The organism is Psychrobacter sp. H7-1, assembly GCF_904846585.1.
Taxonomy (GTDB): Bacteria; Pseudomonadota; Gammaproteobacteria; order Pseudomonadales; family Moraxellaceae; genus Psychrobacter; species Psychrobacter raelei.
Genome location: NZ_CAJHBH010000001.1, coordinates 20,925 through 42,595, shown reverse-complemented (window position 1 = coordinate 42,595; position 21,671 = coordinate 20,925). Strand labels below are relative to the sequence as shown.

16 protein-coding genes and 2 tRNA genes are annotated in these 21,671 nt (G+C 44.7%); 7 read left to right on the top strand and 11 right to left on the bottom strand.

Going from position 1 to position 21,671, the window contains the following annotated elements; all coding sequences use genetic code 11:
• Positions 1–25: 25 nt before the first annotated feature.
• The 5 genes from JMX92_RS00180 to aspS all read right to left on the bottom strand — a co-directional run bounded on the left by JMX92_RS00180 (position 26) and on the right by aspS (position 5,652).
• Positions 26–790, bottom strand: a complete 765-nt coding sequence (locus JMX92_RS00180; RefSeq protein WP_201543228.1) for a glycosyltransferase family 25 protein — start codon at positions 788–790, stop codon at positions 26–28.
• Positions 791–820: 30 nt separating this feature from the next.
• Positions 821–1,819, bottom strand: coding sequence for a Stealth CR1 domain-containing protein (locus JMX92_RS00175; RefSeq protein WP_201543227.1), 999 nt, complete (start codon positions 1,817–1,819; stop codon positions 821–823).
• Between the two features lie 78 nt (positions 1,820–1,897).
• The gene (locus tag JMX92_RS00170) at positions 1,898–2,686 is read right to left on the bottom strand and encodes a glycosyltransferase (protein WP_201543226.1); all 789 of its coding nucleotides are present in this window, start codon (positions 2,684–2,686) and stop codon (positions 1,898–1,900) included.
• A gap of 45 nt (positions 2,687–2,731) precedes the next feature.
• Positions 2,732–3,739 (bottom strand): lysophospholipid acyltransferase family protein, encoded by a 1,008-nt coding sequence (locus JMX92_RS00165; RefSeq protein WP_201543225.1) that lies wholly within the window; start codon positions 3,737–3,739, stop codon positions 2,732–2,734.
• Between the two features lie 107 nt (positions 3,740–3,846).
• The gene (aspS, locus tag JMX92_RS00160; protein WP_201543224.1) at positions 3,847–5,652 is read right to left on the bottom strand and encodes an aspartate--tRNA ligase; all 1,806 of its coding nucleotides are present in this window, start codon (positions 5,650–5,652) and stop codon (positions 3,847–3,849) included.
• 242 nt (positions 5,653–5,894) lie between these two features.
• On the opposite strand from aspS, the gene sohB reads away from it, so the two are divergent.
• From sohB to hrpA, 4 genes are all read left to right on the top strand, one after another.
• Complete coding sequence (gene sohB, locus JMX92_RS00155; RefSeq protein ID WP_201543223.1) at positions 5,895–6,893, top strand: protease SohB; 999 nt, start codon at positions 5,895–5,897, stop codon at positions 6,891–6,893.
• 170 nt (positions 6,894–7,063) lie between these two features.
• On the top strand, positions 7,064–8,101 hold the full coding sequence (locus JMX92_RS00150) for an alpha/beta fold hydrolase (RefSeq protein ID WP_201543222.1): 1,038 nt from the start codon (positions 7,064–7,066) through the stop codon (positions 8,099–8,101).
• 35 nt (positions 8,102–8,136) lie between these two features.
• A complete protein-coding gene (locus JMX92_RS00145; protein WP_201543220.1) occupies positions 8,137–8,790 on the top strand; it encodes a DUF1543 domain-containing protein in 654 nt (217 codons plus the stop codon).
• Positions 8,791–9,202: 412 nt separating this feature from the next.
• Positions 9,203–13,381, top strand: coding sequence for an ATP-dependent RNA helicase HrpA (gene hrpA / locus JMX92_RS00140; protein WP_201543322.1), 4,179 nt, complete (start codon positions 9,203–9,205; stop codon positions 13,379–13,381).
• 298 nt (positions 13,382–13,679) lie between these two features.
• Here the strand turns inward: hrpA and JMX92_RS00135 are convergent, their stop codons facing one another.
• From JMX92_RS00135 to JMX92_RS00125, 3 genes are all read right to left on the bottom strand, one after another.
• Positions 13,680–14,438 carry a siderophore-interacting protein gene (locus JMX92_RS00135; protein WP_201543218.1) on the bottom strand — a complete coding sequence of 253 codons (759 nt, stop codon included), beginning with the start codon at positions 14,436–14,438 and terminating at the stop codon, positions 13,680–13,682.
• 223 nt (positions 14,439–14,661) lie between these two features.
• Positions 14,662–15,573: an alpha/beta fold hydrolase gene (locus JMX92_RS00130; RefSeq protein ID WP_201543216.1), complete on the bottom strand. Its 912-nt coding sequence runs from the start codon at positions 15,571–15,573 to the stop codon at positions 14,662–14,664.
• Between the two features lie 287 nt (positions 15,574–15,860).
• Complete coding sequence (locus JMX92_RS00125; protein ID WP_201543214.1) at positions 15,861–16,856, bottom strand: NADP-dependent oxidoreductase; 996 nt, start codon at positions 16,854–16,856, stop codon at positions 15,861–15,863.
• Between the two features lie 273 nt (positions 16,857–17,129).
• Here JMX92_RS00125 and JMX92_RS00120 point away from each other — a divergent pair, with 273 nt between their 5' ends.
• A complete protein-coding gene (locus JMX92_RS00120) occupies positions 17,130–17,987 on the top strand; it encodes an alpha/beta fold hydrolase (RefSeq protein WP_201543212.1) in 858 nt (285 codons plus the stop codon).
• 257 nt (positions 17,988–18,244) lie between these two features.
• On the opposite strand, the gene JMX92_RS00115 is transcribed toward JMX92_RS00120, so the two are convergent.
• Both JMX92_RS00115 and JMX92_RS00110 read right to left on the bottom strand, forming a co-directional pair.
• Positions 18,245–18,321, bottom strand: a tRNA-Asp gene (locus JMX92_RS00115).
• A 56-nt stretch (positions 18,322–18,377) separates the two neighbouring features.
• Positions 18,378–18,453 (bottom strand) — tRNA-Val (locus tag JMX92_RS00110).
• A 211-nt stretch (positions 18,454–18,664) separates the two neighbouring features.
• On the opposite strand from JMX92_RS00110, the gene ftsY reads away from it, so the two are divergent.
• Complete coding sequence (ftsY, locus tag JMX92_RS00105) at positions 18,665–19,858, top strand: signal recognition particle-docking protein FtsY (protein ID WP_110816469.1); 1,194 nt, start codon at positions 18,665–18,667, stop codon at positions 19,856–19,858.
• 243 nt (positions 19,859–20,101) lie between these two features.
• On the top strand, positions 20,102–20,665 hold the full coding sequence (locus JMX92_RS00100) for a methylated-DNA--[protein]-cysteine S-methyltransferase (protein ID WP_201543211.1): 564 nt from the start codon (positions 20,102–20,104) through the stop codon (positions 20,663–20,665).
• On the opposite strand, the gene JMX92_RS00095 is transcribed toward JMX92_RS00100, so the two are convergent.
• Positions 20,658–21,656, bottom strand: coding sequence for a GlxA family transcriptional regulator (locus tag JMX92_RS00095; protein WP_201543210.1), 999 nt, complete (start codon positions 21,654–21,656; stop codon positions 20,658–20,660). The two genes, JMX92_RS00100 and JMX92_RS00095, sit on opposite strands and share 8 nt — an antisense overlap.
• Positions 21,657–21,671 lie beyond the last annotated feature (15 nt).

Here is a 21,671-nt window from a genome sequence, read left to right as displayed (position 1 = left end):
AGATTTTGAGTAGTTTTTAATACAGTTATTTATTCAAATAAAGATGCTTAACAGCTGCCGCTTTGTCTTGTAGCATTCTTTTTTGTTTTTTGAGATTATAGCTGCCATCTCGGCCTTCTTTATCTTTACGCTGAATATTTTGACTGGACTGAGTGCCTAAAATATCACTATCGATCCCCATGGGGCTAATCACGGCGGGCCAAACGCCTAGACCTTTGCCATTTTGACTGAGCCATCTTTGAAAGAAAATATCGACTGGCATCGTAATGGGCTTGCCATGCTTAACAAATTCTTCGGCGCCTTTACGTGACCAAATCAGCCCAAGACCCCTAATAGGAAAATAATATGCGTGCCAAAGCGTATGTTCATTGATGGTTGTGATATCTTTGGCCAGTTTCTTTTTTTTGGCAGCAATATTGACCAAATACCAGTCAAGCTCTGGATGCGCATATAAATACGATACGGCCTCTTTGACTACCGGCGCAAATGCACTGGACATCTTCATATCATCTTCTAAAACTATCAGCATATCCGCATCGGTCTCAAGAAACTTCTGGGCGCACTGATAGTGACTCAGATAACAGCCGATTTCTGAGTTTAAAAGGCTGCGGCCTAAGTTACTACGCGTTTGTTCGTCATCATAATAGACAAACTCAGATAATGCTTTACCACGCCCATCATACGCCGATATTCTTTCAAAGTCCCAGTTCTGCTGCTGTAGCTGCTCGGTAGAGCGCTCGAGTCGTTTGTCACTGCCATCTAAGTTGATTAAGTAAGTTAATACTTTCATAAGAGGTATCTTGTCCTTAGTGTGTGATAGTCAGCCTTGCGCAGTCAATAGTGACTGCGGCAGGTAGAACTGAAGCTTGGTAAACATGGCCTCAGTAACTTGAGCAAATTCTTTAGCGGGCAGTTGTTCCATACTTTGTATGCAGCCATATTTGATATTAGAATCTTGCAAACCTTTAATAAACTGCTGCACACTGCGCTCATCTTTTAGATAATTGATGTCAATATCAGGCTTTAAGATGACCTGATTTTGCTTGATTTTCAAGTGATTCATCAATGATATGGGATTAAACTGCTCCACATCACGAAATTTATACTCGATTTGTTTAGCCAGTAGCGTAGGCTTGCTTAATAAGAAATTTCGCAAAATATTTTTATCAACAATATGCGGATAATGATGTATTTCAAAAAACTTGCTCATCCCCGCCAGTTGTGCCCCCCGCATTTGAGCAATAGCATGCTTAGGCTGCACCGGCTTACCCACTAGCTTTTGTAATGTCTTGCGGTAATCAAGCTTAGCCTTCAGTGGCAGGCTGCTACGCCAGTGGCCATACACTACCATCTTATTATCAGTCAAAAAATCTTCAATCTGGGCTGGTTGATTAAAAAAGAAGTCATCATTTAAGTAGATAAAATAATCAGACAGACCTGGTATATTGCACAGCATGGTCTCAATCGAGCGGGTATTAAAGGTTGGCAGATACTGCTCGTAGCCTGCGAAGATTTGCTTGTGGTCAATAATGCGAATTTTGTCTTGGGTACAGATACCTTGAGCTGCAAACTCTTCGATAAATTTAGGCTGCTGCTCATCAGAGACGATATAGATATAGCGGCAAAAGGGCACGTATTTTAAAATAGAGGCCACGTTAAAATAGATTTCATTGTTACTGGCAAAGCGAGTAGCACTAATCGCATCAGAGGCCACTTGAGTGGTTTTTTGATACGACTGGCGCTTTTGCTTGAGCTTCGGGTCATCACCGTCCACCCAGGCGATAACTAAGTCTATTTCAGATGGGGATTGTAGGCTCACAAGGGCTCTCACTATGTCATGGTAATATAAGTATCTGGGTAGATAGCTCTTTAGTTATCTGCTACCGAGTCGATGTTTTTATTTCCAGTAATCCTTAAGCCAAGGGCTTGGCTTCACATGGCGATACCATTTACCGCCACCACCTTTAATCGCATCAGGCGGATTAATCTCACCATGAAAGATAATAATTTTAGCGTTATCAGGTAAGCTTGGCGCTTTAATAAAACTCATAGCAGGAGAGGGCATACATTGGTATTTAAAGCTTACGCACCAAGTTTTATCCCAGTACTCTAAGTGGTGATGCTTACGCAAATAATTAGATAAATAAGCCTGCTCATGACGTACCTCTTTGCTTATCTTGGCAAAGTTTTGCTCGAAGTGACTGAGCAGATTGGGATAGGTGTTTTGACCAATTTTAAAGCGGTACACTGAGCTGTTGCCTACCATGCGCCAAGGCTTTTTCCAGTCACGGATGATGACCACGCTTTCATCAAACTTGGCTTCGTATTCAAAAAAAGCATTGATATTATCAACAATAACAATATCAATATCCAAAAATAGCGCAGTACCTTTTAAGTCATATAATTCAGGCTTAAAGGTGGTTAGCTTCTTCCAGCCACGTTCAGGCAAGCCCTCAGGTAGATTGAGCTCAGGAATAGGGTAGCAGCGCACATTGGGGTCAATACCCGTCTCATCATCGGTAAGGCATACCATCTGAAAATCTAATGTCAGATGACGCTTGACCATATTATATAGACGGTTGACATACTCAGGGCCATATTTGGTGCCCCATTTCATACAGATCACATAGCGGGCCTCACTATTTGAAGAAGGCGTAAGGCGTGAGTCAGATTGGGTAGTTGTCATGAGTTACTCGGGCCAAATAGGTGGGTTTAGGAGTCAGTAAAATGCTTACTTGTCTAATGAGCGCTCTAATGTGCGATCGGGTGAATCCTCTAAGGCTTCATTTTGCTGAGCATTTTGGGTCAATAACTTAGGTTTAACATAAGCGCCAATAAACTGCTTTAGCTGATCCGTACTGGCTTTGTAAGGATTGTTGATTAAGGGAATTTGTTTGAAGCGTCGATAGCTCCACATATAGTGATCAGGGAAGCGCTTGATCATGTCCTCCATCGCTTTGTTTAAAGCGCTGGTAGCAACTACAATGTCTTTATCAAATAGCTTAGGGTCATCTAAGGCGAAGCAGTGGACATCAAAGCCGCTTTTTAAGGGTGAGTCATTGTCACTGCGTACACAGACCAGTCCTACCAATGAGCACTTGGTCTTGCTGGCAAGCTTGGGTGCAAGCGTACTGGTTAATGTTTCAATACCAAAAAATGGTGCTTGAACACCGCCTGAGGGCTGAGGCACATGGTCGGGGAGGATGATACTAAAGCCGCCAGATTTTAAGGTCTTAAAAATGGCCTTTATACCAGAGGCGTCAGTGGGGACCATCTGTGAGTTAAGGCGTTGGCGGCCTTGCAGAATAAAGTCATTTTGAAGTCGGTTTTTGACCGGTTTATATAAGATAGTAGGTGAGCCAAATTGATTCAGCCAGGCATTCATAATCTCCCACGTACCCAAATGCGGGACAATGGCAAGCATCCCCTTAGGATCTTTTAAGGCAGCCTCAAGTATCTGCAGATTATATACTTTATTGACTTGGTTGATGCTCCAAGCAGGCGGCATCGCCCAGCTTTTCACTGATTCAACCGTGCTTAAGAGTTGATTGCGAATAATTTGTTCTGAAAGCTGCTCACGAGCTTCATGGTCAAGCTCAGGTGTTGCCAATTGCAGATTGATATCAATGCTGCGTTTGATCGAGGTGTTAGGAATTTTATTCACGATGGGAGTGACGAAAAGTGCCACTGCCCGCATAGCGGACAATGGCACAAATTTGACGGCATTTAATGGGTTCATAGACTTAACTCGCAATAAGGGGTAATTATCTAAGCTATTGAATAACCACCGCTTTGCCAGCTAAGTGTGCTGCTGGTGGGGGCTAGCCCCACAAGCGGTTAGCTAAATTACTCTTTGTTTTCAGCTTGCGCTTTTTCGCGCACACGAATGCCCAGCTCACGCAGCTGACGGCTGTCGACTTCTGCAGGGGCCTGAGTTAATGGGCAGTCTGCAGTTTTGGTTTTCGGGAACGCAATCACGTCACGAATAGAGCTTGCGCCCACCATAAGCATAATCAGACGGTCCAAACCGAAGGCTAAGCCGCCATGCGGAGGTGCACCGAATTTTAAAGCGTCTAGTAAGAAGCTAAACTTCTCGTTGGCTTCTTCTTCTGAGATACCTAAGGCATCAAATACTGCACGCTGCATCTCAACTGTGTTAATACGTAAGCTACCACCGCCAATCTCAGTACCGTTTAGTACCATATCATAGGCGATAGATAGGGCTGTTTCTGGGTTGTTTTTTAGCTCTTCAACTGAGCCTTTTGGCATGGTGAAGGGGTGGTGCATTGAGGTCCACTTACCATCATCGGCCTCCTCGAACATTGGGAAGTCGACGACCCATAGCGGGGCCCACTCACAAGTTTCCATGTTCATATCTAGACCGATTTTGACACGTAGCGCACCCATAGCATCATTCACAATCTTGGCTTTATCTGCACCAAAGAAAATGATGTCGCCATCTTGTGCGCCTGTGCGCTCAATTAAGCTTACCAACACCTCATCGCTCATGTTTTTGATGATAGGCGATTGTAGGCCAGACTCTTTGTCGACACCATTGTTGATGTTGCTGGCATCGTTAACTTTGATATATGCCAGACCACGCGCCCCATAGATGCCGACGTATTTGGTGTATTCATCGATTTGCTTACGGGTTAGTGAGCCACCATTTGGCACACGTAAGGCGGCCACACGACCTTTAGGATCGTTAGCAGGGCCTGCAAACACTTTAAAATCAACCGACTGCATCAAGTCTGCGACGTCGATTAGTTTTAATGGGATACGTAAATCAGGCTTATCAGAGGCATAGTCACGCATTGCTTCAGCGTAGGTCATACGTGGGAACTTACCTAAGTCCACATCTAGCATGGTCTTAAATAGGTTTTGGATCAAGCCTTCGTTGATGTCCATGATGTCTTCTTCAGACAAGAAAGACGTCTCGATATCCACCTGAGTGAATTCTGGCTGACGGTCGGCACGTAAGTCTTCATCACGGAAACACTTGGCGATTTGATAATAACGATCAAAGCCTGCCACCATTAATAACTGTTTGAACAGCTGTGGCGACTGAGGCAAGGCAAAGAAGTTACCTGGACGGGTACGTGATGGCACAAGATAGTCACGTGCACCCTCTGGTGTGGCACGAGTCAAAATTGGGGTTTCAACGTCTAAGAAACCTTGGTCATCTAAATAACGACGGATGGTAGAGGTGGCTTTGGCACGAAATACCATACGCTCTTGCATCTCTGGACGACGCATGTCTAAATAGCGGTATTTTAGGCGCAAATCTTCTGATACAGAGATATTCTCGTCATTTAATGGAAATGGCGGTGTTTCAGATTTGGCCAATACGACAATTTCTTTGGCCAACAGCTCAACATTACCACTGGTCATATTCGCGTTTTCGGTACCTTCATAGCGCTTGCGCACACGACCTGTAATCTTTAATACATACTCAGAACGTGCAGCATCAGCGGTTGCAAAAGCTTCTGGCGTATCGGGGTCAACGACAACCTGCAAGATACCCGCGCGATCACGCATATCTAAAAAGATAACCCCACCATGGTCACGGCGACGATGAATCCAGCCTGTTATAGTGATGGTTTGCTCTAGTAACGCTTCGGTTACGGCCCCACAATACTCGGTACGCATCATAAATTGTCCACTACCTATCAGTTATCAAAAAAGAATTCTTATAAATTCAAGAAGGTTCTGTCAAAGAATTTTTATCAAACGCACATTATGCCTAATCTTGCGTGTTGATACAACCAAACACCCTTGAAATTATTGAAATGCAAACGCATATTAATAACAATATGATAAAAAATTATTTGTGCTAGAGCGTTATTATATCCCATCTAGTTTTCGATATGTTTTATACCCTTAAAGGAATATTTATGTTGTTTTATCCGGCCAAAAACCCAGTTGAGTTAAAAGTAGTTCATTTAAATAAAAGTCAAAACGAGCGTCGCAAGCATCTTATTGAAGCGACAGGGGACAAAAATGCGGTAAAACAATTCCAAAAAGCACTGGCCAAAAAAGCCAAGCAAAAACTAAAAGACAAGTCTAAAGCGAAAGCCAAGCAAAAGCGTGTATTTGTGCTTGATTTTGATGGTGATATTAAAGCCAGTGCCGTTAAGCACTTGCGCGAGGAGATCAGCACCATCATCAGCGGCGCCAATAAGGGTGATGAGGTGGTCATTCGTCTAGAGTCAGGCGGCGGCATGGTACATAGCTATGGCTTGGCCGCAGCTCAATTGGTGCGCCTCAAAGACGCCGGCTTAACGCTCACCATTGCCGTGGATAAAATCGCTGCCAGTGGGGGGTACATGATGGCCTGTGTGGCAGATAAAATTTTAGCAGCCCCGTTTGCCGTTATCGGCTCAATTGGTGTGGTCTCACAAATGCCAAACTTTAATAAATGGCTAAAAAAACACGATATCGATTATGAAATGTTTACCGCAGGTGAGTACAAGCGTACGGTGACTGTTTTTGGTGAGAATGATGATGACGATCGTGCCAAATACACTGAGGAGCTAGAGCAAACTCATCAATTATTTAAGCACTTTGTGACCACCTATCGCCCGCAGCTGGACTTAACCAAAGTGGCCAATGGCGATCACTGGTATGGTGAGGATGCGCTGCATTTAAACCTGGTCGATGAGCTGACGACCTCGGATGCATATTTGCTAAAGCAAATGGATGAGCATCAAGTGTATGCCATTTTATCACGCCAAAAACCCACTTTGGCTGAGAAGTTGGGTTTTGCTAACGCCGCTCATTCGGCGGTATCAGGCTTGGTAAGCACCGCAACCAAGTCAGCGTTGACTGTGCTGGGTGATAAATTGCCTGAGGTCATGAGCAAGATTGAGCAAGACAAGCGTTTAAAGTTTTAATGGTTGGATAAACTATCAGCCACTTGATGTGAAGAAAAAGCGACCTTAAGGTCGCTTTTTTTGATGGATTTATCTTGCAATAACCTGAATGATAAGGATTGAGTTTAATCAGCAAAAACCAATCATTAAGACCAGTAATCAAAGATAAATTAACCAAGGATAGGTGTTCAATGGATAAGCATTTGACGTTTAATAAGACACTTTTAGTCAAGATGGGTTTGGCGGGTGTGCTGGCAACCTCTACGGCAGCACTTGTCATCGGCCGCATCTGGAAGCCAGATTTGCAGGCCTCTAAGCTTAAGCATTGGGAGCTGCCGACCAGCTTTTATGTCGATGTAGAAGGATTACAGGTGCATGTGGCCAAGTCTGAGACATCTGATAACTTAGCGGCTACTAATAACTGTGAAGCGCAAAGCGGCGCTGAAACTTTGTTACTAATCCATGGCACTTCAGCCAGCTTGCATACTTGGGATGGCTGGACTGAGGCGCTTAAAGAACAATATTGCGTGGTACGCTTAGACTTGCCAGCCTTTGGGTTAACAGGCCCTTATGCTGATGATACCAAGCCCTATAGCTTAGATAATTATGTTGATACTGTCATTAAAGTGATGGATAAGCTTGATATCAAGCGAGCGACCATTGCCGGTAATTCGCTTGGCGGCGGCATTGCTTGGCTAACTGCTTTAATGCACCCTGAGCGGACTGACCGCTTGATATTGGTTGATGCATCGGGCTTTAAATTTACCCCCAAACGCATGCCCATTGGCTTTAAACTGGCACAGTCTCCTGTATTAGATGGTCTTACCGAGCATGTACTCCCTAAAAGCATGGTGCGCAGTAGTGTGCAGAGTGTTTATGCAGATAAATCCAAGGTAAGCGATGACTTAGTGAACCGTTATTATGAGCTCAGCCGCCGTGCAGGCAATCGTAAAGCCTTGACCAGACGCATGCGCGAGGGGTTATATCAAGATGAAGTCAAGCGCTTGGGTGAGATTACGCAGCCCACACTGATTATCTGGGGCGCACAAGATGAATTAATTCCTATTGAAAGCGCTTATAAATTTAAGGCTGCCATACCCAATAGCCAATTGGTGGTATTTGATCACCTAGGTCATGTGCCGCAAGAAGAAGACCCGAAAGCTACAGTGGCTGTGGTGAAGCAGTTCTTGCGAGACACCAAATCTGATTATACTAAGTCGTTTAACTAAATAAATCATCCAGTATTGAGTCAAAGGGGCAGAGTATGACGACACTGTTTATGGTGCAGCTCGGCGCTACGCCAAAGGGTCGGCTGATTGAACAGCACGACATGTTCTTTGGGGTAGCAGATAAGGTAGGCGATTTGATAGATGCGATAAATGCCCACTGGCCTGCGGTCAAGAACAAATGGCATATCGACTCTTATCGTAGCGTCACTACGGTTATTAACCCTGATGGCAGTGCTTATCATATTGAGTGGCAGGACGATAATACTGCAGAAAAAGATAATATAAACTCGTCAATTAAGAGTAACCAGAGCACAGATAACGCTTCCGATTTAAAACTGTTTTTTATTAATTTGGGTGGCTATCAAGAGGGCAGTATCGAAGAGTTTCATTACAAAATGCTGGTGGTTGCACCCACTCAAGCTACAGCAATGAAAGCGGCCGCCACGACCGAGTTTTATAAACATTACAGCTATAATGATGACGACGTTCCCTTCAATGCCGCCTCACACATTGATAATAAACATCAGGTGGATGTCGATGATATCTATGATATTAATGGTCTGCTAAGTGTTGGTCGACTGGTTATCACGCCTATACCTGTTGGTTCTATTGACTTTGATGAAGCTGTAGAGGATAAAAATTATGTCGGCTACCTCAGTCTCAAGACGCTTAAAAGTTTGGCGTTGTGAGTTTGGCATTATAAGTTAATTTCTCGTAATCAATGGCAACTCAAAAATAACCGCTCAGCAGTGTTATAATAAACCCTTGATTGTGCGGCCATTACCCCTCATAAAACCCCCATGCCCTTTGAAATGATGGCATGAGAAATATAAAACGTCTTAGCGTCTAAAATAGGGGTTCAAGCGGCCATACCCGCGCCCACGTCTGTTTATCTATAGATAATTGTGTCACTGCAATGCTTTGCTGACCCCAAAATTCAAGCCGATAAAGCCAAAAAAACTTATGACTAAAGACACGAATAGCACTGCCTCCTCTAATCCTCAAGAGCCCTCGTTAATGCAGGCGCATCAACATAATGCGTCTGTGGTAGAGGATGGCTCAAACGATAAGATAAGCTCTAAATTGGCTGTTGTTAAATCGATGAAGGAGCTGCCGGTACTGGCCAAAGACCGTCATTTTCTAAGCCGCTTGCAGCGTGAATTATCACGTCCGCCAAAAAACGCAGACCCTAAAGTATTGGCAGACAAGCAAGCTAAGTTTGAGCAAATAAAGCAGCGCTCACAGCACGTGGTACAACAGCGTATTGATAGCATTCCTCATAATTTGCCGCAGCTGCTTAATGATGAGCTGCCAGTCAGTAAGCGCAGCACCGATATTATTCAGGCCATCACCGACCATCAAGTGATTATTGTGGCCGGTGAGACCGGCTCAGGTAAGACCACTCAGCTGCCGAAGCTTGCGATGCTGGCAGGCCGAGGTATTACGGGTCAGATTGGCCATACTCAGCCCAGACGACTGGCGGCGCGCAGTGTGGCCAACCGAATTGCTGAAGAGCTGGGTGAGCCACTTGGGGAAACCGTTAGCTTTAAGATTCGGTTTAATGAGCAGGGCAGCGCCCAATCCGTGGTCAAATTAATGACCGATGGTATCTTGCTGGCCGAGCTGGGTCATGATCGCTTTTTAACCCGTTATGACACAATTATTATCGATGAGGCGCATGAACGCAGCCTAAATATCGATTTTATTATGGGCTATTTAAAACAGCTGCTGCCCAATCGTCCAGATTTGAAGGTGATTATTACCTCAGCCACCTTGGATACCGGCCGTTTTAGTGAGTATTTTGCTCAGTATGACCCTGTTAAAAAGCGTATGGTGCCGGCGCCTGTTATTGATGTCGAGGGCCGAGGCTATCCAGTTGAAGTGCGCTATCGTCCGCTGACAGATACCCCAGTGAGCAGCTCAGATGACGACAGTTATGATGACTTTGAGGATAATCTGCCGCGTGCGGTGGTGGCGGCGGTAGAGGAGTGCTTTGAAGATGCGATTGCTAAAGGGCATCCTGAGCATGCCGATATTCTGATATTTGCCGCAACCGAAGCAGAGATTCGTGAGATGCAAGAGGTGTTGGTGCAACATGGGCCGCGCCATACTGAAGTGCTGCCATTATTTGCGCGCCAGACTTACGCTGAGCAGCAGCGTATCTTTCAGCCCTCAGGTCGCGGCAGACGCATTGTTATTGCCACTAACGTGGCAGAGACCGCGCTGACTGTCCCGGGTATCCGCTATGTTATTGACTTAGGTTTTGCGCGTATCTCGCGGTATTCGTATCGCTCACGGGTACAAAGACTGCCTATTGAGGCCATCTCACAAGCAGCGGCCAACCAGCGTAAAGGGCGCTGTGGTCGTGTGGCGCCTGGGGTATGTATCCGCCTATATTCAGAAGAAGACTTCGCCAGTCGCCCTGAGTTTACTGAGCCTGAGATTCTGCGTACCAACTTAGCATCGGTGATTTTACAGATGGCAAGCTTGCGTCTGGGCACAGTAGAGAGCTTTGATTTTATCGAACCACCTGATAGCCGCTTGGTCAAAGATGGCCGAAAGCTGCTCGATGAGCTCGGTGCACTGACACCAAAAAATAGCGACAGTAAAAAACCTGTGGCTAAGCAAACACTCAATGATGTCAAGCTGACTCGTATTGGTCAAAAAATGGCACGCATGCCGATTGACCCAAGGCTTGCCCGTATGCTGGTCGCTGGTAGTGACTTTGATTGTATGCTTGAGATGCTCATCATTGTGGCTGCACTTGCGGTGCAAGATCCCAGAGAGCGTCCAGCCGAGAAGCGGGCTCAGGCTGATCAAAAACATGCTATTTTTCGTCAAGAAGACTCTGATTTTCTATTTTATCTAAGCCTATGGAACGCTCTATATGGCGGCGGTAGTAATAAGCTAAGCAGCAGTCAGCGCAAATCCTTTGCCAAAAAGCATTATCTAAGCTTCCCGCGTCTGCGTGAATGGGAGAAGACCTACCGCCAGCTTGAGCAAATGGTGACTGACCTAAAGCTGCTCACAGACTCTGGCACAGAGCATAAAGACAAGCCCCACACGCAAAATGACGCTGCTAAGGGCCAGCGTCATGCCAATCAGGCAGTAACAGTGGCCAAAAGCGTGGCCACGGACCTAATTGTTGATAATGCCAGTGATAACAAGGTCAATGAAGCGCAGCGTGCGGTGAAATATGCCAACCTGCATCGTGCGTTACTAACCGGCTTACTGTCTGTTATTGCGCATAAGACAGATCAGCGTGGTGAGTATCTGGCTGCACGTCAACAAAAAGCCAAAATATTCCCAGCCAGTACCGTGTTTAAGCAAGTACCTGCTTGGGTAATGGCGTTTGAAATAGTTGAGACCTCACAAGTATTTATGCGCACCGTGGCAAAAATTGAGCCAGAATGGATTATCTCTGCCGGGGGCAATCTGCTTAAATACCATTACTTCGAGCCGCATTGGTCGAAGAAAACCGGTCGCGTGCGTGCTTATGCTCAGATCAGCTTATTTGGTCTGATTGTGGTCGCTAAGCAATTGACAAATTATGAGCAGATTAACCTAGAGGAGTCACGAGAAATATTCATTCGCGATGGTCTTGTGACTGGTAATCTGGGCCGTCAAGCGCCTTTCTTGCAGCACAATATGGACAAAATTGCAGATGTTGAGCGTATAGAAGAAAAGCTGCGTCGCCGTGATTTGTTAGTGGATGAAGAGGACTTATATCAATTCTACGAGCGCAAAATCCCAGAACACATCGCCAGCCGTAAAGTCTTTGAAGACTGGCGTGCTGATGTTGAAAAAGAAGACCCAAAATTCTTGTTCTTTACCGATGAGGATGTGCTGAAAGAGACGGCACCGACCACAGGCGAGTTCCCAGAGGTTTGGCAATTGGGTGATTTAAAGCTGCCTCTTAAATACGTGTTCGATCCGGCCTCTGAAGATGATGGGGTGACCATTAGAGTACCGCTTGCTGCCTTACCGCAGCTAGATGCCATTGAATTGTTATGGGGGGTACCAGGCTGGCGTTATGAGCTGGTGCTGCAATTGCTCAAATCCTTGCCAAAAGAGATTCGTCGCAAGATTGTGCCCATTCCCAATACCGCAGACAGCTTATATGACGAGCTTGAAAAAAATCACCAGCAAGGTTTATTAAACCAGCTGTGCCAGGCCTTGCAGCGCCGCGGTGTGCTTGGGGTAAAACCAGAGGACTTTAATCCAAGCGCTATCGACCGTTACCTGCAGCCACAAATTTGTGTGGTTGATGACAAAAAGCGGGTCATTGAAAAAGGGCGTGATCTTAAAGCCTTGCAGCAACGTCATGCCAGCAAGACCAGTCAAGCGTTAAGCAGCAGCCAAGATACGCAAGGGGTACATACCAGCTTCCCTGAGCACTTTAGATTTAGCAAAAACCGTCATAGTGCCGGTATTGTGATGAAAGAGTTTTCTGCACTGGTGGCTGATGAGGCTGGCGAGGCGGTGACCATTCATCAATTTACCGATGTGACAGCAGCGCTAAAAGCGCATCGCAAAGGGGTATTGACCCTTATCCGCAGCAAACTCGGTGCCAAGCAAAAGCAGCTTACCAGTCAGATTGATAAGACCTTTAAGCTGGCCTTTGCGCCTTTAGGCGATATGGAGAAATTAAAGACCATCGTGGTAGACGCCACGCTTGACGCCACCTTAGAAGCGTACGCACCAAGCTTTCAAGATCATGACGAAGCGCTGCCTGATAATGCTGATAAAGTTGCTGAGAAATTGGCCAATCAGTTGCCGCTAGATGACACAGAGTTTGAAAAAACATCTGAAAAGGTATTGGCCAATTTCTTATTAGAAGGCCAAAAAGTGCTAAGACTGCTGCGAGATGTCTATGCGCGATGGCAGCGTATCCGCCGCAGCCTACTCATGCTTGATCGTGACGTGTTTGGTGAATCGATAGATGATATCGAGGATCAGCTTGATGATTTGCATTTGTCAGACTTTGTGTATCGTATGGCGTATGAGGATTGGCAGCAATATCCGCGTTATCTTGAAGCATTAGAGATACGCATTGAGCGCTTAGAGCATAATCTTGATGGCGATCTGGACGCGGTGTATGAGCTTGATGTCCATATGGAGCGTTTGGCGGGGCGTGCAGATGACGAGACCATTAGTGACTACCGCTGGCTGGTTGAGGAGTTTCGTATTCAGCTGTTTGCGCAGCCGATGAAAACCCGTCAATCGGTGTCACAAAAGCGGCTTAATAAAATGTGGGAACAGGTCAATGCTCGGCGGTAAATATTAAAAAACCAAGAGACTTGCCTTATGTTGCCTGCTGTATTTAACGGCCATATCGGCTTTCTTCAACAGCCAGGCGGCGCTACAGCGTTATTTAAACCAGATCCTATTGAGTCTAAAAGAGCCACAGATAAACAGGCCCGGTTTAAAGCGCTGTATGTGTTGATACGTAAAAACGTCTACCGTTTTGGCCGCTTATCTACTTTTAGTTTGTATCTAATAAGGCCTCAGCTTTTATCTATATAAGATAAGCTGAGGCCTTTTTTTATTGAGTGGTTAAATAAAGAGCGACAAGATATTATACCGCTTGCGTCTCTTCAAGGCGCTTGGCTATTTTGTGTTCATCATCACTGCTGTCGATTTTCCAGTAGCTTGAGATATACATTCTGCAAGGGGTAACGGGGCTTTCATGCTTAAAGTAATATCGTAGCGCGCGCATGCTATTGAATTCACAGGCAGCCCAAACTTCAGGCAGTCCTGCCGGCCAAGTCAGTGATTTTACTTTATCCAATAAAGGCGCCTTATCAGCGCTGGCATGCGGTACGATTATCCAATGTATCTCAATGTTTTTAGGTTTGGCCAGGTTTTGGATGTCTTGCTCGCTAAGTACTTCAATGACCGCATGGCCTGTGGCATCTTGTGGCATCTGCGCCAAGTTTGCTGTGATGGCTGGTAGGGCCGTCATATCACCGACTAATAGGTACCAGTCAGCGCCAGGGCTGACAAGCTTAGTGGGACCTGGGCCTGCTACTAAGATGTCATCGCCGACTTTTACGTTTTTGACCCATGTTAAGGCCGGACCCTCCACGCCATTATCGGTAGTTTCATGAAGCACAAAATCCACATCAATCTCAGTAGGACGCTGATTGATAATGGTATAAGAGCGCTTGGCTACCTGATGGTTTTGGGTATCGGAGAAGATGAATTTTAGATAAGCGCTTTCTTGCTGCGCAGGAAGAGTCTGCATGTCTGTGCCCCCCAAGGTAAGGCGGCGCATATTTGGAGTGATGTCTTCAATGTTTAGGACAGTTAAGGTTCTAGGAGCAGCTCTTGCCATAAATTATTTCCTTTTAGTCTTTGTAATATCTTAAATGATAATCGTTATCATTTAATATATATAGGGCTGATTGCGAATAATTCAAGCTTCTTTTAATAAGGCGAATAAAGAGGCTAAGAGCCAGACTCAATGAATGACTTATACTCATAAACACAGCGGTATCTAGACCCACTGTGTTTATAACAGAGATAGATTATAGGTTTTTAGTCTATGGTTACGCAGCCTATGATGACAACGTACTGGCAATACCCTTGTTAAATCTCTGAATTATAAGGGATGCACACTGTTCAGGAGCCTCCATGGGTAGCAAATGACCGTTGTCTAATAGCTCAATAATACGATCCGCAGGGACCAGCTGCTGCCATACCTTGCGTACCTCGTCGCTAATAAATAAAGAGGGTTTACCGACAATAATAGTATAGCAAAGAGATAAAGCATTTAAATCTTGTAAAGCGTCTGTGACAAAAGGAGTATCAAAATAGCTGGCTAACTCCTGTTCAGGTGCAAACATTAGACGATAGTGCCCTGGCTTATTTTGTACCAGACTGTGTTTGGCAAACTCATAAAGATGCGCATCGTTAATACGTTTAAAGGCGCGATGGGCTCGTAGATAATCGTAGTAGGCGCTAATACTCTCCCAATCTGCTTGCTTTGCTCGTGTGCACTTAAAAGGTTCTTGTGTGATCTTCACTTCATCTGGCGCTGCATTCATCATTTGTGTCTGAGATTTGGTAAACGTCACCGGCTCTATTAAGTACAGCTCTGAAAATAGCTCTGGACGTTTGGCTGCCGCAATAGCAGTAGCGGTAGCGCCTTGCGAATGTCCGATGCCGACGATGGGTTTGTCTTGAGTTTTCTCCAAAAAGTCGATCAAGATATCGGCATCTTCTTCACGCGTTAACTTTTTGACAGTAGGTAGGTCATGCCAATAGCCACGTAAGGCAAGACTGGTGATAGTAAACTGCTCACTAAGTTTGGTTAATAAGGGCAGATAGACACCTGTCGTAAAGCCATTCCCCCCATAAAAATGTGCAGGCGCTAAGGGGAGGTTGGCTGTTTTATGAGCCAAATCAGACAGGTCATAGTAGCGTGCTTTTTTACCGTCTAATGTTATTGTGCGATCAAATGTTTGCATAGTACAGAGTATCCGTCTTGTCTTCAGTTAAAAGTTTTAATAAAAACGAGGCCTTACGTTAGGACGTCTTTGATAGGTAGGTTGCATGGGTATATTAGGCTACCTAAAATTTAGAATAGTGGGGAAGTTTGGCGCCCCACATGAACAATTTCGGCCTCAGTACGCATCAATGGCACAGCCTGAGTCAAGGCACGAATCATATTTACCTTACTCAATAGCGCAAGCGACGGCAGAACACGTCGTCAATAGCCGTCTTTGTACTATTTATTGTCTATTCTGGTGGTAATTTAAAGTAAATTGACCACTACTTTGCCTTTACTATGCCCGTCATCTACATGCTGAATGGCCTTTGCAAAATCAGCAAAATCATAAACCTGATCTAGGACTGGAATAATCTTTCCTGCGTCTACAAGCTCAGCAATATAGGATAACTGCTCACCATTTGGCTGCATAAATAAAAAGTGATAGCGAACGCCCCTTTTTTTAGCTTTTATTCTAATAGGTAGGCTGAGTAAGGGGATGATTTTGCTCATAAGCCAGTTAGCATTGATGGCTTCTGCCATATTCTTATCGGGTTGTCCCGCTATACTGACAACGATACCGCCGCGCTTTAAGACCTGCAAAGACTGCTCTAAAGTATCGCCGCCTTGGGTATCAAACACGACATCATAATCAGACACGATATCTGTGAAATTGCTCGTTTTATAATCGATGTCGAGGTCTGCCCCTAAGTCTTTTACCCAATCAGCATTTTTAGCACTTGCCGTTGTGGCAACGTAAGCGCCTAAATGCTTAGCGAGCTGAATGGCAACGGATCCCACGCCACCAGAACCTGCATGAATCAAAACTTTTTGGCCACGTTTTAACTGTGCTATTTCCACGAGAGCTTGCCATGCTGTCAGCGTAACCAGTGGCAAGGCAGCAGCTTGGGCCATAGAAATATTTTTAGGTTTCAGCGCAACTGAGGCTTCTTTAAGAGAGGTATATTCAGCAAAAGAACCCTGATCATCTGTCTTAGCGAAAATCTCATCTCCCACTTTGAAATGCTCAACTTCTGTACCAACCTCGACAATGACACCTGCCACATCGTTGCCTAAAATAAAAGGAAACTGCACGGGTATCACAGCTTTAAATTCCCCTTCTACCATGCGTAAATCGAGTGGATTAATACTCACGGCATGAACCTTAACCAAAACCTCATCACTTTGAATCGTCGGCTTGGGTTGGTCGCCAAATTGAATCTGATCGAGCTTACCATAATGATTAATATAAGCGGCTTTCATAATATTCTACCTAAATATGATGATCGTAAGTGGGATTAAAGTAGCCTACGATATCGCAAGGTTTTCTTACATATTTTATTGAGCAATAAGATAGTAATACAAAATGGGACCAGTTACTACTAAAAAGATAGTAACTATTGAAACTTTTTGTACTATATTCACTATTCTTTTAGTAGCAGCTTTTCTTTTAGTTGTGGCTTTTCTTTTAGTTGTGGCTTTTTTAGTAGTGACTAGTATTTTAAGATTTGATTTACACGCCATAGGAGACATTTAATGTCAGTACAAACTTCGCTCTATCAATGGGCAACAGTACCTACTGAGTTTATTAGTGCAGATGGCATTGGCTTTGCCTATCGTGAGTATGGTCAGCAAAATGGTGGCACACCCATCATATTTTTAAACCATTTGGCAGCGGTTTTAGACAATTGGGATCCTCGCATTATGGATGGTATCGCCCAAACACATCACGTTGTGGCGTTTGATAATCGAGGTGTGGGTGCATCGACAGGGAGAGTAGCTGAATCAATAGAGCAAATGGCTGATGACGCTATTACTTTCATTAAAGCAAAAGGCTTTGAGAAGGTTGATTTATTTGGCTTCTCTATGGGCGGTATGGTTTCACAAGAAATAGCATTAAAAAAACCCAGTTTGGTGAGAAAAATGGTGATATCGGGTACAGGGCCCGCTGGAGGGAAAGGTATCTCTAAAGTCAGTAGAGTGGCTAATTTTGAGCTTCTTAGGGGCTTGCTGACACGTCAAGATCCTAAGATTTTTCTATTTTTCACTCGTACTGACAATGGAAAGCGTGCGGCAAAAGCGTTTATTCAACGTATTAATGAACGGACTCAAGATCTTGACAAAAAAATCACCATTTCAGCATATCGAGCTCAACTTAAAGCATTGAAAAAGTGGGGAAACAAAATCCCAGTCGATCTCTCTATCATTGAACAGCCTACTTTGGTCGCTAATGGAGATCATGATCGTATGGTGCCAACGCTCAATACTTATGATTTAGCAAAGCGATTGCCCAACAGTCAGTTAATCATATATCCAGACGCTGGGCACGGTAGTATTTTTCAAAATCATAAAGATTTTATAAAACAGACGCTTAATTTTTTAGCGAATAATTAAATTTATATTAATATTTTTTTAAGGCATCTATTGTAGGACTACGACTCATTTAACGGCTCCAACGTAGTTTATCGAATATTCATGCGCTTGGCCTCAAGCAGGTCGACGTATTGGGTTTGTCTGAATCTCTAGAACTACGATGAGACTGTATAGATAAAGGGATGATAAGAGGTAAGTGTAGAACCAATAAATACAAAAAAACCTCAAGTATAAATACTTGAGGCTGAAACTTTGTTTTAAACACTAAGTTTTAAATATGGCGCAGCGGACGGGACTCGAACCCGCGACCCCCGGCGTGACAGGCCGGTATTCTAACCAACTGAACTACCGCTGCTTAGGTCGCTTTAGAATGTTTAGCCACTTTCTAAAAAAGTGGTAGTCTATAAAGAGTGGTGGGTGATGACGGATTAGAACCGCCGACATTCTGCGTGTAAGGCAGACGCTCTACCAACTGAGCTAATCACCCTGAATGTAGGAGCGTATTATATACATATATCAATATGTGTCAAATTTTTTCTGCAAAAAAGTGGAGAAAATTCAAAATTTTGATTTTAGGGGGCTAAATAAGGGGATTTATCCTGGTTTGGGGCAGATATGGTAAACTACGCGGTAATTAAATACTGTATCTCATGATGACACATGCAAAACCATAACTGTAAATAAAATAAGAGACGCCCATGAATAATGCAAATAATCCGACCCGCGTGGTCATTGACCTCGATGGTAGCTTAGATGAATTGGACGATGATGACATCACGTTGCCGGATTTGGCTGAGCCGCAAGACATACCTATTATCGAGACCCCTCGTGTGGTGCAGGCCGCCGCAGACACAAAACCTAACCCCGTTTCCTCGACATCTACCACTGCCAGCTCAGTAACGTCAACGCCAGAGCCAGTCGCTCAGACGCTGACACAAAGTGAGCAGCAAAAAGAGGACAAAAAGCGTGGCGGTTGGTTCTCACGCATGAAATCAGGCTTATCTAAATCGCGTAAGAATTTGGCAGAGGGTGTGGCCAATATCTTAATCGGTGGTAAAGAGATTGATGATGAGCTACTTGAGGAAGTAGAAGATCAGCTGTTGGTGGCAGATATTGGGGTAGAAGCGACTGATAAGATTATCAAAAGTTTAACCGAGCAGACCGCCCGCGGTGATTTGATTTATTCGCATTCTTTATATAAAGCCTTACAAAAAGAGCTGGTTGAGATTCTTGAGCCAAAAGTGGCCCCGCTGATCATTGATACCAGTAAAAAACCTTTTGTTATCTTAGTAGTAGGCGTCAATGGGGTAGGCAAGACCACCACCATTGGTAAATTGGCCAAGCGATTGCAAGGTGAGGGCAAGTCGGTCATGTTAGCTGCCGGTGATACCTTTAGAGCCGCTGCCACCGAGCAGTTACAGGTTTGGGGTGAGCGTAATAATATTCCGGTTGTGGCGCAAGGTCATGGCGCAGACAGTGCGTCAGTGGTCTTCGATGCCATGCAATCTGCCAAAGCCAAAAATATCGATGTGCTAATCGCCGATACAGCTGGCCGCCTGCAAAACAAAACTCACCTGATGGCTGAGCTTGAAAAAGTAGTTCGCATCATGCGCAAATCTGATCCCACGGCGCCGCACGAGGGCATGATTGTATTAGATGCTGGTACTGGCCAAAACGCCATCAATCAGGTCAAAATCTTTAACGATGCGGTGCCCCTAACCGGCATTACCATCACCAAACTTGACGGCACAGCCAAAGGTGGTGTGGTATTTAACATTGCCAATACCACAGACATTCCGATTCGCTATATCGGGGTGGGTGAGTCTATTGATGACTTACGTGCCTTTAGTCCGAAGCAGTTTGTGGCTGCATTGTTTGAAACCGATGAATAATAGGCTTGTGTCTATCTCAAAAAGTAACCTTTACTCTTAAAAAAATGGCATCATAAGGTGTAATGCCAGTCAGTTAAACAAGAGACTTAGCGGAGATATGGTTTTTTAAAACCAGAGAACTCCATAAACAGGGGTTTCTAGAAAAAACGAATTTCAGAATTTCGCTATAAAATCTCTTAACTGACTGGCATTAATCATAAGGTGCCATTTTTTTGTTTGAGACCTGTTTTGAGGCCTGTGATTATGATTGTAACTACCACCTCTTTTGCCCAGCATAGCTTACTGCTTATTGCTTCAGATATACCCTCTGCAGAGCCCAAATTGGTCAGCTTAGATTGGCTAGCCAAGGGTCAACAGTGGTCTGACTCAAAGTCACTGGCACCGCTAAAAAAGCGTCATCAACTAATGGATGATGATTTTCAGTTTATTGACGAAAATAGCCTAAGCAAAGATAAGCCAATTGAGTCACTGCTCATAACCACCATCACCCAATTGCAGCAGTATCTAAAAGGTGAGCGTCAACAGTTTGATATTGCACTAGACTGGTCGTTGGGTACGCCATTTCAGCAAAATGTCTGGCGGGCGTTGCAACAAATTGCTTATGGAGACACTATAAGCTATGCACAATTGGCGCAAAATATAAACAAACCCACCGCCTACCGAGCGGTGGCCAATGCCAATGGCAAAAACCCCTTTAGTATTATCATTCCCTGTCACAGAGTAGTGGCCAGTGATGGTGGCTTGGGCGGCTATACTGGTGGGCTTGATAAAAAACGCCTGTTACTACAACTAGAAACGCTCAGCTAACAGTGCGAGCAAATTTATTTTGATACGCTTTTGGGGTTAGGTGCGTGGCACGCTTAAACAAACGGCTAAATGAGGATAAATCATGATAGCCCACTTGATAGGCGAGTGACTTGATGCTCACATCGGCTGACTCTAATAGGCGTTTTGCCTGCTCAATACGTACCGCTTGAATATACTCTATCGGCCGCATAGACAGGCAGGATTGGAAGCGGCGGTTTAAGGTGCGCGGTGTGATATTAACCCGCTTGGCCAAGTCACTGACTTGCAGCGGCTCGGCAAAATTTTGTTCGATATACGCTTGAACTTGGCTCACCACTGGGTCTGAGTGTGGCGTATGCAAGGTGACATTGGTATAACTGTCCTGATGACCGGTTTTTTTGTCAATTACTTGAGTCTTGGCCACTTGCGCTGAGATTTCACGCCCACAATAGCGCTCTATTAACAATAGCGCTAAATCATAAAACGCACTGCCGCCTGCAGCGCAAAATATATTATCTGACTGAGTGACGAAGTGCTGTTGTTGCAGGTTCACATTGGGAAAATCTTGCTTAAATTTATTGGCATAGCCCCAGTGAGTAGTCGCCGCTCTTCCCTCCAATAGACCAGCTTTTGCCAATAAAAAGGCGCCACTACAGTTGCTGGCTATATCGGTACCAGTGTTGGCAAGGCGCTGCAGCTCAATTAGCAGCTCAGTGCTGTGTGCCAATACCTTATCGATAGAGTCGCCAATAGTGGGAATAAGCAGCAAATCACAGTGTTCAATGTCTTTAATATCACAGTGTGCTTGGATAATTAAACGATTGCTACAGCGAATATCGGCCTTTTGTAAACTGGCAATCTGTACGTTAAATTTAGGCTGTATGTCTTGATCCAAAAAACGCTGCCAACTGACACCGGTAAAAGAGAACAAATCTAGAGCACCCGTCAGGGCGCTGCCCAGTACCCCATCAAATCCTACGATAACGACTTTAAATGGTGCCCTGTCACTCATAAAGACTCCTTAGTT

Bases quoted from the DNA above. Each gene is read 5' to 3' on its own strand.
- JMX92_RS00100 (WP_201543211.1), top strand. From the start codon at position 20,102: ATGATTGTAACTACCACCTCTTTTGCCCAGCATAGCTTACTGCTTATT.
- JMX92_RS00150 (WP_201543222.1), top strand. From the start codon at position 7,064: ATGGATAAGCATTTGACGTTTAATAAGACACTTTTAGTCAAGATGGGT.
- JMX92_RS00165 (WP_201543225.1), bottom strand. From the start codon at position 3,739: ATGAACCCATTAAATGCCGTCAAATTTGTGCCATTGTCCGCTATGCGG.
- JMX92_RS00125 (WP_201543214.1), bottom strand. From the start codon at position 16,856: ATGAAAGCCGCTTATATTAATCATTATGGTAAGCTCGATCAGATTCAA.
- sohB (WP_201543223.1), top strand. From the start codon at position 5,895: ATGTTGTTTTATCCGGCCAAAAACCCAGTTGAGTTAAAAGTAGTTCAT.
- JMX92_RS00170 (WP_201543226.1), bottom strand. From the start codon at position 2,686: ATGACAACTACCCAATCTGACTCACGCCTTACGCCTTCTTCAAATAGT.
- JMX92_RS00120 (WP_201543212.1), top strand. From the start codon at position 17,130: ATGTCAGTACAAACTTCGCTCTATCAATGGGCAACAGTACCTACTGAG.
- JMX92_RS00135 (WP_201543218.1), bottom strand. From the start codon at position 14,438: ATGGCAAGAGCTGCTCCTAGAACCTTAACTGTCCTAAACATTGAAGAC.
- aspS (WP_201543224.1), bottom strand. From the start codon at position 5,652: ATGATGCGTACCGAGTATTGTGGGGCCGTAACCGAAGCGTTACTAGAG.
- JMX92_RS00145 (WP_201543220.1), top strand. From the start codon at position 8,137: ATGACGACACTGTTTATGGTGCAGCTCGGCGCTACGCCAAAGGGTCGG.
- JMX92_RS00130 (WP_201543216.1), bottom strand. From the start codon at position 15,573: ATGCAAACATTTGATCGCACAATAACATTAGACGGTAAAAAAGCACGC.
- hrpA (WP_201543322.1), top strand. From the start codon at position 9,203: ATGAAGGAGCTGCCGGTACTGGCCAAAGACCGTCATTTTCTAAGCCGC.
- ftsY (WP_110816469.1), top strand. From the start codon at position 18,665: ATGAATAATGCAAATAATCCGACCCGCGTGGTCATTGACCTCGATGGT.
- JMX92_RS00095 (WP_201543210.1), bottom strand. From the start codon at position 21,656: ATGAGTGACAGGGCACCATTTAAAGTCGTTATCGTAGGATTTGATGGG.
- JMX92_RS00180 (WP_201543228.1), bottom strand. From the start codon at position 790: ATGAAAGTATTAACTTACTTAATCAACTTAGATGGCAGTGACAAACGA.